Here is a 13,063-nt window from a genome sequence, read left to right on the forward strand (position 1 = left end):
GAGGTGGCCCTTTCCAAACGTTTGGTGGGCTGGGGGGATTTGAACCCCCGGGCTGTGCAGCTTTACCAATTGAACTATAAGGCTTTTTTATTTTCCGGTTGGATTTTGGATCAGGATTGGCGCTTTTGCTGTCTGGCCGTCGTACTCGGCGAGGTAGGATCCGTAGTGCCGAAATAGCATCTCCGGCCCCTTGTGACCCATCTGTGTGGCGAGCCAAAACAGGTTGCAGCCGCGGCTAATGTTGGCCGTGGCGAAGGTGTGGCGGGTTTGGTAAAGGTGGCGATAGCGAACACCGGATCGCCGGAGGGTGTAGAGCCAGGCTTTCTTTCTGATGGACTCAGCCCCGGACCATGGCTCGTTGAGCTTCGGATCTTCAAACACGTACTCACCGCGCATAAAGGTAAAGCGCTTCTGGCTGGTCAGCGCCGCCAGCGCATCACTCGTCAGCTCGATGGTCCGCGTCCCCGCCCGGGTCTTGGTGGTCTTGATGACTCCGACCACTCTGGCGGACGACACCTGCACGGTGTTACCAACCCAGTCGATTGACCCCCAGCGCAGGGCGCAGATCTCGGACGGGCGCATGCCGGTGGCGAACGCAAACGCGAACAGGTTTGCCCACTGCTCATTGATGCCGTGAGCGGTCGATATGATGGCGGACACTTCATCCGGGTTGAACGGGTCAACAGACTTGGCTCCCTGTTCAGGAGCTGAATCCACGTCCAAATATCTGGATACGGTGACCAGCGACACCGGGTTTGATGGCAACAACCCATCAGTAACCGCCTCGTCAATGGCGCTGCGCAGGAACGACAGCCGGTTGCGAGCCGTCTTGGCGGTGGTGCTGCTTCTCACCAGCCAGTTCTTTACCTGTGCCGGGGTGAGCTCAGACACCGTGATCCCATGCAGATCGGCCAGCGCCTTGTGGCATTTGCGGTACCCGACCATGGTTGACGGGCTCAGACCGCGGCTTTCGCAGCGGTGCAGGTACTCATCCAGATAGTCAGACACCTTGGCGGCGATCGACGCACCGCCGAACATGCGCAGCTTTTTGGATTTCGGGAAGTAGTCGGCGTAGGCGAACTGGCCGCGTTCTATCTTGCCCTGGATCTCGCCGAGCAGGCGGGAGGCATAGCGCACGTTTGCCGTGGTGTTGGGCAGGTTTGACAGGGGCTCACGGCAGCGAACCCCCTTAAAGGTGAAGGTGATGTTGATGGTCTCACCGCGCAGGCTCACGCCGCGTGGGAGCTGTTTTTCATTGCCCACTTTGTCACCTCTGCGATGTTAACCCAGCGCTCTTTCACCCCGTCCACGTTGACGATGTGAACCCCCAGTTGCCAGATGCCGCGCTGGATCCGCTTGTTGATGGTATCCCGATCGGTGATCTCGATGGTGCTTAGGTAGGTGCTGAGCGGGATGGCGTCAGGCATTCTCATTATGATGAGCTGGCCCTGAATATGGCTGACTGCCGGATCTGCTGCTGTTTCCATGGTGTACGGTCCTCGCGTTTAAAAGAGACTCGAGCCGGTGACGCCCGAGCTGGTTGTAGTAAAAGGTTTGAACTTGCTTGCGGGAGTTTGCCGCCTGGTCAAGGCGGTACTCCCCCAGTTCGGTGGTTTTCAGGTTGTGCTGGTTGGCCAGCCTGCCGATGGCTTGGGCGCTCACCCCCAGCTCCTTGCCCAGGTCGGTTGCGCTCCAGAGCTGTCCAGTTACCCGCGGCGTTTCGATAGGCAGATCGAAGTGCGCCAGGATACGGCCGATCTCGGCGAGCTTTGCCGATTGGGAGAGGGTGGGGGAGAGTACGGTATTAACCAGATCGTCCAGCAGTTGGCTGCTCTGGTCGATGAGTTGTAGCTGTTGCATGGCGTGGCCCTCCTGTCCTTGAGGATGGGGCGCCAATTGGATTGAAGGAAGGGCCGCTATTTGGCAGGCAAGTTCTGCTTGCGATATCCGGCGTTGTAGAGTGCAGCAGCATAGGCCAGGCCAATAGTGTCCAAGCTGCCGGGATACGGGAAATGCTGCCTCATCTCCTCGACGGCCAGATCGCGCTCGGTGCGGATGGGGCGGAAGTCTGTCGGCTCGTCGCCATGGTATCCACATCTCTCTTTCAGGCACCAACCCAAGGCGAACCCGTCTCGGTGACAGATCACCTCAATTTCAACCCATTGGTTTTCTGATGTTATGAGCGCCTCGCAGCGTGTCCCAACCGGTGGCAACTCCCCGCGCTCAAACCAGTGGTTATTGAGATAACCCTCGCCACCGCACACCTTGGCGTCGCGCTTGACGATCTCGGCGTCGGCCAGTTCAACCATCTCGGCCAGGGCGCCGGTATCGAAACTGCGCGGCTCGCTCTTGAGCGCAACCAGCAGGCGCTGTGCCATTGCGTTGATCTCTTCGGCGCCATCAGCGCCGCGCTCTTTCACGCCGCCAGCTGGCTCGGAGAGGTCTACGGGTCGCCGCTCCAGCGTGTCGCGCCAGTCGCCAAGGACTTCGCCAAGGCCGATATCAACCCATCCGCAATCACTTCTGCGTGACGGCTGGTTGTTGCGCCAACCAATGCCATCGACACTCATGTCTGACGACTCCACATTCTTAAACCACCTGCCACTTTCATGCTGGAAAAAACATTTGGCGTCAGGATGATCGGCAAAGCTTGGCTTGTTCTGCAGCTCTGCGCGGCGGGCTAGCCACTCGTCTCGGGAGAAGCTTATTCCGTGAGGTGGCTTGTCTCGGTAGAAATATAAGTCGCCAGAAACCGTAATGAAATTTTTACCACCTTCAAAAGCATGAACGTGGCGCGCCAGCCATGTCAGTTCATTTATCATCTCAATTCCCCTCAACTTTGCAGCGGTTGCTGCTTTGGTTCGATCGTTACCACCCCGAGATCACACTCGAACTGGATGGGCTGGCCGTGGTCTGCTGCGACCCAGCACATCACCCGCCCCATGCATTTCAGGGCTTCATCTGTACCAAGCACCACCATGGCGGCGGCGATCTGCTCGGCGAACTCCTTGTTGTCAGCCATCAGCCATCCTTCACAAACAGGTCGGCCGCCACAATGACGGCCAGAATGTTAATGGCCAGGATTGCGATCCCGGCCGCCTTTTGTTTGGTCACGCTGTCACCCCATACTTTGCAGCCGGCACAGTCTCATCAACCGGCTCGCCGCACTTGCGGCAGCGGAATACGCTGGAGCCGTGCTCGCTGTAGAGTTGAGGATCTAGCCCATCATCCAGCCCCTCATCTGGATAGAATGGGCGCTTCTTGTCGGTGCGGATGGTGCGGCGCGGGCAGTCCAGTTCGACGCTGATTGGCTCGCCGCAGCTGCACTGGTCGCGCACCACGCGGCCAAAGATGCCGTCAATGGCGATCCCGGTGCGGGCGGCGATGCGCTCCTGAATACCCTTCTTGGCGATGGACACCGCCATGCGCATCATGTGGAGCAGGTGCTGCTCATCCTTCGCCTCAATGCACTGGCGGATGTACTTCATCAGCTCGGGCGGCGCGTCGCCTGGAAACTCAGGCTCGGCCTGAACGTCTGCGATGCAGGCCAAGGTGGAGCCTTTGACCATATTCACCAACTCAGTGACCGTGGCGGGGTTGGCGGCGGAGATGAATGCCGCATCGTGCGCAAAACAGGTATCAGCCAGCAGACCATGATCACCGTTAACGCTGGTGTGCCCGTCCGTGCTCCATGTTGCAGGAGTGGCCTTGCCAGCCAGTTCCAGCAGCTTTTCCAAGTCAATGTTCATTTCACATCCTTCATGCTGATCGAGATCCCGACGTATGGGCACTGGGCGCGGTACACATCGCGGCCGTGCTCGCGCTCGATGCTCTTGCAGCGAAAGCCGGAGCGGGACTCGGTGGAAATAGAAAGGCCAGCTGGTTGGCTGGCCTGTAGTTGGGCTATCTGGTGCAGGGCGCGCTCGAGAGCCGCCTGCTTGTTGGGGTCAGTCAGCATCGCCACCCCCTGTACCCGATAAAGCCGGGCTCCATGACGCGCCGGAACGGCAGCACCGGGAGGTGGGCTATCAGGGTCTTGAGCTGGGGGTTATCTGGCTGGCTGTCGATGGTTACTTTGGCGCCGGGGTTGATGCGGAGGTATCGCTCCCGGGCGTCAGTGGCTTCTTCCCGGGTCAGGCCGGGCTGGATGATCGGGGCTCTGAATCGCACGATTGCTCTCCTTCCACAAGTTCGAGGGCGGCGGCTACTTCCGGCAGCAGCTCGTCCCAAGTGGCAATGGCTCCGTTCTGGTGCCAGCCCGCTACCCCTTGGCTGTTGTTCATCACTTCCAGCACGCCATTCAGCGCCTCGAGCAGCACATCCCGCTGCTTGGTCATAGCGGCCAGCTTCTCAACCGGTGTGAGCCCTTCTGTGCGCTGCAGGGTGATGGTGAAGGGGCCAAGCTCAGGTATAGCCCCTTTCACTTCCAGATAGTTGGTGGCTCCGCGCTCGGCGAAGAGGCTGGTGTAAGCGGCGATAAGGGCCTTTTCTGCCAGCTCGGGGTGACTAGCCACGAACTCGGCCAGTGTCACACCCTCTAGCTCCTCGGTGGGGTAGCCGTGCAGCAGGTTCCAACAGGCTACGATGCGGCTGGCGTTGGCCGCGGTGACAGATTCGGCGACCATATGGCCGCCGTAGTAATCGAGGGCATCGCTGCCTCTCATTTCTGGAACTGGGTGGTCAGCTACAACAGCATGGCCCTTTCCAACTCGCAGCAGCCCCTTGGGGTGTTCGGTCATGCTGCCTGCTCCTCTGCCGGTGCCTGGTAGTCCATCATGGTGCAGAGGTCAGTGATGGCCTTTGACAGCAGGATGAGATTGGCCGCGTTGCACTGGCGCCAGTGGTGGGCGTAGTCATCGTCGTCATCTTCCGAGTCGTAATCCGGCATGGAGATGGCGCGCAGGCTGAAATCGCTGTTCAGCTTGAAGCTGATGGGCTCGTGCCACAGTTCCAGCTCCTCCACCTGATAACCAGCCTCCAGCAGGGAAACCACGTCAGAAGCGCGATCGCCGTTGAGATCCATGCCCTTGAAGGTCACCATCTCTTGCGCGGTGTCGGCAGACTTGAGCTTGACGAACTGGAGCGGGGAGAAGGGGCCGAGCGCTTCCGGGCGCTCTGCGCTATCTGTCAGGTAATCTTTCAGGCGGTTGCTGATCCCCATCTTGATGTTGTCGATGTGGATGGTCTGGGTTTTGAGCGAGCCCATGCACTTCACCAGTAGGTGCATAACCACATTGAGCGGGCGCTTGGTGGTGGTGTTGAGGTACAGCAGCTCGTTTTTCTGGTCGTACAGGGCGTGGATGAGCGTGGTTTCATACTCGGCGGTGGCGGCCATCTCGACAATCAGCTGTTCCTTCATTGCCTGCTTCTGTTTGCGAGTGATCTTCTCGCACAAGCCGGAGGCAAGCAGCTCGTCAACGCGCTCTTTGAGCTTGCGGTTGACGATCTTGGTCGGGATGAGCTTGGTGTCTTGGCGCACGACAAATGCGAACCCGACGCCTGGCAGGTTGGTAACCAGCTCGCCGGTCACCTGATTGTTCTCGAACCCGGCGCAGCTGAGCTGGTTTTCAGTGAGCGGGGTGAAGGCAAGCTCGGCCAGGTGTTCGCGCATGGCGTTGATGGCGGGGAGCTTGGCGCTGTAGACACTGGCAGATTTGAGTACGGAGTGATTCATGGTCGGGGTCCTTTTGGTCGGTTAGTTGCGGGCTTTTGCCAGCAGGTCGTGGATTTTCTTGGCGGCTGCCTCGGCTTGTGACCGGTTGCAGATGGTCCCGCCTGGCAGTACAAACTTACCGCGCAGCTTGGGGTGGGGCATGACGACGCCCAACCCGATGACTACCGCGCCGCAGTAGGGGTGTTCCGTGTCTTTCATGGGGTTCCTCGACTTATCCACCGTTTCTGTGTGGCTGGCGGTGGATGGATTGGGGGTATCAGGCCGCGCGCTTAGAGCCAATGCCGCGCACAAATGGGATGCGAGGGGATGCACCCACCTTCATGGTGGGGAAGGCAATCAGGGCGCAACCGAAGTTGGCTCCGCTCTTTCTGGTTGCGCCATCGCGCTCGTAGAACTGATAACGGCCATCCGGCTCGTAGATGATCACATCCTCGGCCAGCAAGCGGCGCCACCATGTTGTCAGCGGCTCGTATGGCAGCAGCATCATCCCGGGCCTGCCATTGGCTTGCTGCTGGCGGGCCTGGGTGATGAACTCAGGTTTCAGGTCGAACGGCGGGTTACACCACCAGTGCTCTGGCCAGTCAAGGTTGAGGCTGTCGATGCCCATACAGATGGTGCCTGCCTGCTCCGCCTCGCGTATCTGGGCGCGAACATCGTCACTGGTGCGGTAGTCCAGCAGCTTATCCAGCAGCAGATGACTGGTGAAGTAGCGGCTGCACTTGGCTGTGAGCGGCTCGGCGGCCACATCGCACTCGAAGTTGCGACCGTAGAGCGCCTGCGCATCGGCAAAGCACTCCCAGGTGGTGGCCCAGAAGTTCTTATCGCTGGCCGGGGTGCCGCTATCAATCAGAATTGCCATCGACTCGATCCTCCTCGTCAACTGCAGGGCGCTGATTGAGCCAGCTCATGGCATCTTGCTTGGCCGCCTCGGCGCTTTCACTGAATCCGGCCTGATACATCACCTTGCCGAACTCTGTTGCAAGGAACTCGTAGGCATCGGCCAGTTTCTTTGCTTCATCGGTCAGGTCGATCCGCCCCTGCAGAATCCCCTCCTTGATGGTGTTGTACTCCCAGCAATGGGTCTGAGCATCGACATAGACCCGAATGCCTTTGCGGTAGTCGTGCCGTTTGCGCTCGATAAACGCCTCTGCCGCATCCTTGGTGAAGTGGCTGCAGACGTATTCCCACGACTCATCCCATCCGGTTACTCTGTGGTCATCCAGATCGCCAAGCTGATCCCACTGGTCATCCTCATCGCGCTCAAGGAAGTCACATTCGCTCCAGTGCTGGGCGACCCTGTTCAGCTCTGCCCGACCCTCTTCATCAAGGTCGTCCCAGTATTCTTGCGGGCTGAACCACACGCTATCTTCAAAGATGACGGCCAGCTTGTCGGTGTAGTCTTTATCTATCCCGTAGATGCGTTCGCGCGATTCGACTTTAAAGATGGCATCAGCGGTGCAGTGGCTACGAACACCTTCACCAACGCAGTCGTGGCGCAGTCTTGCCACAAAGTCAGCCCATGATTCGGTGCTCAGCGGTGCGCCGTGGGCGAGTGATACCGGTTTGTCTGATTGCTGGCTCATGCCGCCTCCTTGTGCTGTTCAGGTTGCTGACTGGCCTCTGCCTGCTCTTTCTCCCACTGGCGAACCGCGGCTTGACCGGCGCTGATGATCTGATCGGCCAGCTTGGCGCCAATGCCCTTGATTGCCAGCAGCTTGTCGCTCTGGTTAACCATCAGCTTCCACAGGTCGGTGATGCCAGCACCCTCCAGCAGCCCCTGCACCTTGGCGTTGAGGCCAATTTCGCTGATGTGGACTGTCTGCGCCCACTCGGCGCGGGGTTGCAGGTGAGGGTGGGTGATGGCCAGCGCATCGAGCATGAAGGCGTGGATGTCGCGGATCGCCTCCATCGGGATGTCTTTGGCAATTACGCTCGGAAATATCGGGCTCATCCACTCGCTCAGCATCACGGTGCAACCGGTGGCGTCTGAGCGCATGGCGTGGAGCTTCCAATCCAGATCGTTCAGCAGGTAGCTCTTATCAGACTGGATACCACCCTCTACCAGGTAGACATTCCAGCGGATGCCGTTGCCGTCAGGGTAGTGATTGCGCAGGTGTTTGCCCCACAGCAGGCTGATCTCCTTGAATTGGGCCATGTCGTTGATGACCTGCTGGCGCTCGTCCAGATCGGCCTGCTGCTGGTTGATGATGGCTGTCAGCTCGGTCACGCTGCGGGAAAGCCTGGTGTTGTCGCGGCGGTACCCGCTGATTTCGTTCTTGCTGGCGTTGATGGCGTTCAGGCGCTCTTCCAGCTTCTTGCGCTGCTCCGCCACCTTGCGCTTCAAGCCTTCCGGATCCATCGCCTTATAGGCTTTGATGGCGCGTTCCAGCTCGCGGATCTGGACGTTGGCAGCGTTGAGGTCTGCCTGAGCTCCGTCAGCCTTGCGGTTTGCGGCGTAGACGGCATTTTCAGCATGATCGGCTTTGGCGCTGGCCTCTTCTTGTGCGTCTGCAATGCGCTGCTCGGCTTCGGCTACCTGCTGGCGCAGCTGGCTGACCAGTGCGATCTGGTCATTGAGCTCGCTATCCCGGGCTTCCAGCTGGTCGATGAGCCCGTTGAACTCGTCGATATGGGCGTTGGCAGCCTCGCTGATCATGGTCAGGTTGGCGGTGAGCAGGGTTTCAAAGCTGCCGATGGCTGCCTTGGCCGGGCCGTCAGGCATCAGCAGGATGTTGCGGATCTGGGTAGTGAGGGTGGTTAGCGCAAGGCTGGTCGCCTCGCTGGGGTTCAGTTCGGTGGTCATGGTTCGGGGTCCTGTTAATGATGGCGCGGTTTCTGGTAGCGGGCATGCAGGTTTTCGCTGTCAACCCAGCGAGTGGCTAGCACGATCAGTGCGCGCTGGCCGTCCGGTTTTACGGTGGCGCCGCGCTTGCGGTACGCATCGATCGCCTTATCGCGCTCCACGGTGGTGAGGTAGGCTTGGGCAAATTTCATGTAAACCTCAGTAGTTGATGGATAGGTGCTCGATCTTGTTGCTGGCGATGTGCTTGATGAGGTTGATGGCTTTCCCCTCATCGATCCCCAAGCCCATCAGGTCCATCAGGATTGCGTTGTTGATGGTGCGGCGGTGCTCCACATCAGCAGCGCGGCGCCGTTCTTCCTCCTGCTGGCGAGCCTGCTCCTGTGCGATGCGCTGGCGCTCTTGCTCGGCGGCGCGGGCTGCGGCCTCTTCCGCTTGGCGTCTGGCATTTTCTTCTGCCTGCAAACGGCGCTGCTCTGCCTGCTCAGCTTCGGCAATGCGGCGTTCCTCTGCCTGCTGGCGGGCCAGCTCTGCGGCTTCGGCGTCGCGGATGGCCTGCTGCTCGCGCTCTTTTGCTTCGCGCTCGCGGCGCTCGGCATCGAGGCGGGCCTGCTCTTGGCGCTGTGCCTCTGCGGCGGCGGCCTGCTCTGCGATGCGGCGTTCACGATCTTCCTGCTCGCGGGCGGCAGCCTCTTGGCGCAGGCGCTCCAGCTCGGCGACTTGCGCTTCACGCTCTTTGGCCTTCTCGATGATGGCGCGCAGGTGCAGCACAGCGGCATCCTTGGCCACACCAGCTTGGGCGGTCATCTCTTCCCAGCTGTCGTCGATGGCGATCGCATCAATCTGCTGCAGGTAGTGCTCCAGCTCGGTACTAGGCAGCTCTGCGGTGGCCTGCTTGGCATCGGAGAAGGCGGTCATGCGCTCCTTGAGGGCGGCAACCCGGGCTTCTTCTGCCGCTTCGTACTGGGTGAGCGGGGCGCGCACCTCGTCTTTCAGGGCGTCCAGCGTGTCGCGCAGCACTTTGCGGTTGGCGTCGATGCGTTTGGGGATCTCTTTGTACTGGTCGGTCAGCTCTTTGCCGATCCCGTCCAGATAGGTTTTGGTCTTGGCGACGGCATAGGCGATGCTGGCGATCTCTTTACGCCCTTTTACGGTGGTCACATCAGGTACCAGGCTGGATGCTTTCTGGCGGATATCTGCCAGCAGCTCAGTCACACCTTGCCCCTCGGTAAACAGGGCAACGGCGGTGGTCGGTTCGATTACAACCAGCTGGGTCTGGGCGGTGTCGGTCTTGGCTTGTTCGGTCATGTCGGGGTCCTTGTGGCGCTCGGCCATAAAAAAGCCCGCTGGTTTGCGGGCTGGATGGGTTGAAGTGGTTTGTTACGCTTGCGGCTGGTCAAGTTGGCGCTTGCGCTCGCCAGCGATCTGCTTGATGCCTTTGACTATCTGCGGGTCGCCGGTGCCGTTGGCCCACTCCCACGCGGCGGTGTAGGCTCGTTGCCACTCTTCGCCGGAGGATGCGCCCTCGATGGCGGCGCTGTGGTCAGCGTAGGCGCTGGCGTGATCAACTGGCTCGACCTCTTCGATTTGCTGTTCAATCTGTTGCTGCGGTTCAGCTTCGAGCGTCACCGGCTGCTCCATGCTGCCTTTCATGGCGGCAAGCGTGCGGTTTGGTGCTTTCTGTTGCTGTACCTGGGCGCCCGGGATCTCGTTGATGATGATCTCCTTGCCTTCCATCTCCTCGGCGGTCGGCTCACTGCCAATCTCAGGCCATGCCTTACGCAGTGCTTGCGCCTCGGTACACTTGGCCAGTTGGGCATATGGGCGCTTGCGCCACATGGCGTTGGGGCACTCGGTCTTGCTGCTCTGGGTGGCGTAGTTCTCCTTCCAACGCTCAAGGGCATGGAAGGCAACCCGTTGACCGTCGATCATCTTGTAGACGGTGTATTTGCACCACTGCGGATAGGTGACCTTGATCTTGTTTTGCTGGTTGTATGGGTCTTGAAACTCCTCGGTCACATCAGGTCCAAACACTGGCTCATCAGCGCCAGCGTAGTTTCCGGAGCGGTCTGCCTGAATGCGGTACATGCCGATGCCAGGCATCGGCACATCGCGCCAAGCCTTATCTTTGGTGCGTGCGTCAGTGACCTGCATGGGCACCAAATGCACCGGCTTGAGCAGGATATCGAGCCCGCGAGCCTTGCAGTAGTCAATGGCCATCACTACAGAGTCAGGGTTAGCGCCAGGGTAGATAGTGTTGCACAGGGCGTTCCAGGTTGGCTCATCGATGCCGCGCTGGGCCAAGATGGGGAACTCGGCGGCGAAGTTCTCTGCTGCCTGCTGCTTGATGATTGCGATGCTGCTCACGCTGCTCTCCTTGCCCATGCCGGGCGGGTAAGTGGTATCAGGTCGTGCCAGTCGTTATTGACTCGGCACTCGTGGAATTTGCGCAGGTCGCGGCGGTAGAGGTCTTTGCCGGCCTCTTTCCACTCCTGCTCCAGCGGGCGAACCCGCACCGGGTAGCGGCCGCACTCAATGGATGAGCTGACCGCGATAAAGATGAAGTCCGGGATATCGCCGTAAATCTCGCGAAAGCCGTCTGAGTACATGGCGTCCTGAACGTGGTAGCGGAACTCCTCGACGTGGCGCTCGAAGCGGCCCATGTCGTCCACCTTCTTCACGTCCGCCAGGATGGGGAAGTTGTTGAGCTTCTTGTCTGGCCGGCAGCGGCAGAGCTCTTCTGTCTCTCGGTCAGTCCAGTAGAGCGAACCCTCGCAGATCCCGTCTTGCTCCAGAAACCATCTGGCGTCAGGGTGGGCGAACACGCTTTCGCGCATCAGCTGCAGCTTGCGCCCATCCTCTGCGGTCATGATGGTCTTGCCCAGTTCGGCGCAGTTGGCCAGAAACTCCTTCTCCTCCTCCTTGCCCGCGTTGGTGCGGCGGTTGAACTCAGGCGCGATGATGAATCGATCCTCGAACTCTTCCGGCTCCAGCAGCAGGCAGTGCAGGGCGGTGCCCATATCCAGCGCCTTGAGCTTCTCCTCATCGACCGGCGCGCTTTTGCGCCAGATGTAGGTGGCCGGGCTCTCGGCGATATCGTCGAGCTGGGATTTGCTGATCCCAGGGCCGGAGTGGTACTCCTCATTGGAGAGGCCCAGCACCAGCCCCTGCGGCAGGGCTAGGCTGGTATCGACGGCGGCGTTCATGCTGCACTCCTGTGCTGGTATTGCTCAAACTGATCGTCGCTCATAGCGTCGTGCAGTTGGGCAACGTGGTTATTCCATGCCTGTTGGGCCATGGCTTTCAGTGCGGTATCCATCACCTGCTGGATCAGCATGGTGAGCGGCACCTTGTCGCCGGAGACCATCAGCAGATAGATGGCTTGGTTGAGTTGGGTGGTGCGATCGACATCCACCTCGGCGAGCAGGGTGGCGGCGTCGGTATCGAGCTGGCCGGTGAGCAGCAGCGGGAAGTTGGTCTCAACCCACTGGGCAACCCACTCGGCTTCGGCATTGGCCTCGGCCTCGCGGCTTTCCAGCAGGGCGAGCAGGGTGGTTTCATTGGTCATGGTCTGGGTCCTGTGGTTGTTAAAAACAAAAACCCCAGCACGATGGCTGGGGTTGTTGGTTGAAACTGGCGCTGGTTAGCGTGGCTGCATCAGCGATTTGGTGCGCCGAGTGACGGAAGCCAGGGTTAGCTTCATCAGGTCGGTCAGGTCGTCATTACTCATCAGGTCGAGCATGCGCTGCATGTCGCGCGGGTCGGTTGGGTCAATGACGTGGGCGCAGTCGGCAACCGGCCAGAGGGTGAGGCTATCCCCGCCGTGGCGGCCGCTCATGCTGCCGCTGTCTGGCTCGATGCTGAGCATGTAACGGGTGGTGCCAATCTTGTGGCAGAGGGCTTTGGCCAATTGCTGGGCGTCACACTTGTGCAGCTCACTGGCAACGGGCGGGAAGGGGATGTCGTTATCAGTCAGCTCGGCAAGCTGGCGGTGCAGCGCCTCGCTTTCGCTGCGGCGGGCGGCTTGAGCTGCGGCATAAACATCAACTTCAAAAGCTGGCTCAATCCATCCTGCATATTTCATGGCCACCAACTCCACCGCCCACACTCCAGGCTTGTTGCCACCCCTTACCGTTTTCAGAGCGGGAAATCCCGCTTTGGCTTCTACCGCCGCAATATAGGCGCCATTGAAGCGCTTGAACTCGCTTGGCTTGTGCGATGCGGTAGCCTTGCCTTGGGCAATAGCAGCTTTATGCAGGTCGTTGAGGTTGTACATACCATCGGCAGCGATGGTGATGGAGTGGTTGGCAATGGTGAGCTGAGTGTTCATGGTGCGATTCTCCTGTAGAAGTGAATCACCACCGAAGAGACCAATCTTACTGGTGGCGAACTGGACGGGATTGGTCTTACCGGCTACAGAAGAACCCGGCGCCCCGAAAGGCTCCCGCCCAGCCCGCCATAACTGAGATTGCGGGTACTACTGGGCTACGCATAAAAAAACACGCTAGCGCGTGTTATGCGCTTCTGTAGGTTCGGGAGACCAATCCCGGCAACGGATTTTGCCGTTGCTTTTATAGTATCTAGAAACA

General features: G+C 59.7%; 19 protein-coding genes. All 19 read right to left on the reverse strand.

Annotation, left to right across the window (positions count from 1 at the left end; all coding sequences use genetic code 11):
• Positions 1-87 precede the first annotated feature (87 nt).
• Positions 88-1,263: an Arm DNA-binding domain-containing protein gene (locus ACTG19_RS19710; protein WP_439989449.1), complete on the reverse strand. Its 1,176-nt coding sequence runs from the start codon at positions 1,261-1,263 to the stop codon at positions 88-90.
• A complete protein-coding gene (locus ACTG19_RS19715; RefSeq protein WP_017411491.1) occupies positions 1,230-1,427 on the reverse strand; it encodes a hypothetical protein in 198 nt (65 codons plus the stop codon). Before ACTG19_RS19715 ends, ACTG19_RS19710 begins: the two co-directional genes overlap by 34 nt.
• Positions 1,420-1,860 carry a hypothetical protein gene (locus ACTG19_RS19720; protein WP_439989450.1) on the reverse strand — a complete coding sequence of 147 codons (441 nt, stop codon included), beginning with the start codon at positions 1,858-1,860 and terminating at the stop codon, positions 1,420-1,422. The genes ACTG19_RS19715 and ACTG19_RS19720 overlap by 8 nt, the downstream gene beginning before the upstream one ends.
• 56 nt (positions 1,861-1,916) lie before the next feature.
• Positions 1,917-2,822 (reverse strand): hypothetical protein, encoded by a 906-nt coding sequence (locus ACTG19_RS19725; RefSeq protein ID WP_439989451.1) that lies wholly within the window; start codon positions 2,820-2,822, stop codon positions 1,917-1,919.
• An 11-nt stretch (positions 2,823-2,833) separates the two neighbouring features.
• A complete protein-coding gene (locus ACTG19_RS19730; RefSeq protein ID WP_439989452.1) occupies positions 2,834-3,022 on the reverse strand; it encodes a hypothetical protein in 189 nt (62 codons plus the stop codon).
• Between the two features lie 88 nt (positions 3,023-3,110).
• On the reverse strand, positions 3,111-3,749 hold the full coding sequence (locus tag ACTG19_RS19735) for a hypothetical protein (RefSeq protein ID WP_439989453.1): 639 nt from the start codon (positions 3,747-3,749) through the stop codon (positions 3,111-3,113).
• Positions 3,746-3,958 carry a hypothetical protein gene (locus tag ACTG19_RS19740; RefSeq protein WP_139731016.1) on the reverse strand — a complete coding sequence of 71 codons (213 nt, stop codon included), beginning with the start codon at positions 3,956-3,958 and terminating at the stop codon, positions 3,746-3,748. Before ACTG19_RS19740 ends, ACTG19_RS19735 begins: the two co-directional genes overlap by 4 nt.
• Positions 3,959-4,133: 175 nt before the next feature.
• Positions 4,134-4,739: a hypothetical protein gene (locus ACTG19_RS19745; protein ID WP_439989454.1), complete on the reverse strand. Its 606-nt coding sequence runs from the start codon at positions 4,737-4,739 to the stop codon at positions 4,134-4,136.
• Positions 4,736-5,674, reverse strand: coding sequence for a recombination-associated protein RdgC (rdgC, locus tag ACTG19_RS19750; RefSeq protein ID WP_439989455.1), 939 nt, complete (start codon positions 5,672-5,674; stop codon positions 4,736-4,738). Before rdgC ends, ACTG19_RS19745 begins: the two co-directional genes overlap by 4 nt.
• Before the next feature lie 21 nt (positions 5,675-5,695).
• On the reverse strand, positions 5,696-5,872 hold the full coding sequence (locus ACTG19_RS19755; RefSeq protein ID WP_322864367.1) for a hypothetical protein: 177 nt from the start codon (positions 5,870-5,872) through the stop codon (positions 5,696-5,698).
• Between the two features lie 58 nt (positions 5,873-5,930).
• A complete protein-coding gene (locus ACTG19_RS19760) occupies positions 5,931-6,533 on the reverse strand; it encodes a DNA N-6-adenine-methyltransferase (protein WP_429104782.1) in 603 nt (200 codons plus the stop codon).
• Positions 6,517-7,257 carry a hypothetical protein gene (locus tag ACTG19_RS19765; RefSeq protein WP_439989456.1) on the reverse strand — a complete coding sequence of 247 codons (741 nt, stop codon included), beginning with the start codon at positions 7,255-7,257 and terminating at the stop codon, positions 6,517-6,519. The genes ACTG19_RS19760 and ACTG19_RS19765 overlap by 17 nt, the downstream gene beginning before the upstream one ends.
• Positions 7,254-8,477, reverse strand: coding sequence for a hypothetical protein (locus ACTG19_RS19770; RefSeq protein ID WP_439989457.1), 1,224 nt, complete (start codon positions 8,475-8,477; stop codon positions 7,254-7,256). The genes ACTG19_RS19765 and ACTG19_RS19770 overlap by 4 nt, the downstream gene beginning before the upstream one ends.
• Before the next feature lie 14 nt (positions 8,478-8,491).
• Positions 8,492-8,668 (reverse strand): hypothetical protein, encoded by a 177-nt coding sequence (locus tag ACTG19_RS19775; RefSeq protein ID WP_154109894.1) that lies wholly within the window; start codon positions 8,666-8,668, stop codon positions 8,492-8,494.
• Between the two features lie 7 nt (positions 8,669-8,675).
• Positions 8,676-9,782 carry a hypothetical protein gene (locus ACTG19_RS19780; RefSeq protein ID WP_439989458.1) on the reverse strand — a complete coding sequence of 369 codons (1,107 nt, stop codon included), beginning with the start codon at positions 9,780-9,782 and terminating at the stop codon, positions 8,676-8,678.
• A 72-nt stretch (positions 9,783-9,854) separates the two neighbouring features.
• Positions 9,855-10,841: a phage recombination protein Bet gene (gene bet / locus ACTG19_RS19785; RefSeq protein WP_439989459.1), complete on the reverse strand. Its 987-nt coding sequence runs from the start codon at positions 10,839-10,841 to the stop codon at positions 9,855-9,857.
• Complete coding sequence (locus ACTG19_RS19790) at positions 10,838-11,680, reverse strand: PD-(D/E)XK nuclease-like domain-containing protein (protein WP_439989460.1); 843 nt, start codon at positions 11,678-11,680, stop codon at positions 10,838-10,840. The genes bet and ACTG19_RS19790 overlap by 4 nt, the downstream gene beginning before the upstream one ends.
• A complete protein-coding gene (locus ACTG19_RS19795; RefSeq protein ID WP_439989461.1) occupies positions 11,677-12,042 on the reverse strand; it encodes a hypothetical protein in 366 nt (121 codons plus the stop codon). Before ACTG19_RS19795 ends, ACTG19_RS19790 begins: the two co-directional genes overlap by 4 nt.
• Positions 12,043-12,117: 75 nt before the next feature.
• Positions 12,118-12,804 (reverse strand): KilA-N domain-containing protein, encoded by a 687-nt coding sequence (locus ACTG19_RS19800; protein ID WP_244775917.1) that lies wholly within the window; start codon positions 12,802-12,804, stop codon positions 12,118-12,120.
• Positions 12,805-13,063: the final 259 nt, after the last annotated feature.

The organism is Aeromonas sp. 3P, assembly GCF_051919745.1.
In the GTDB taxonomy this organism is placed as follows: Bacteria; Pseudomonadota; Gammaproteobacteria; order Enterobacterales; family Aeromonadaceae; genus Aeromonas; species Aeromonas veronii.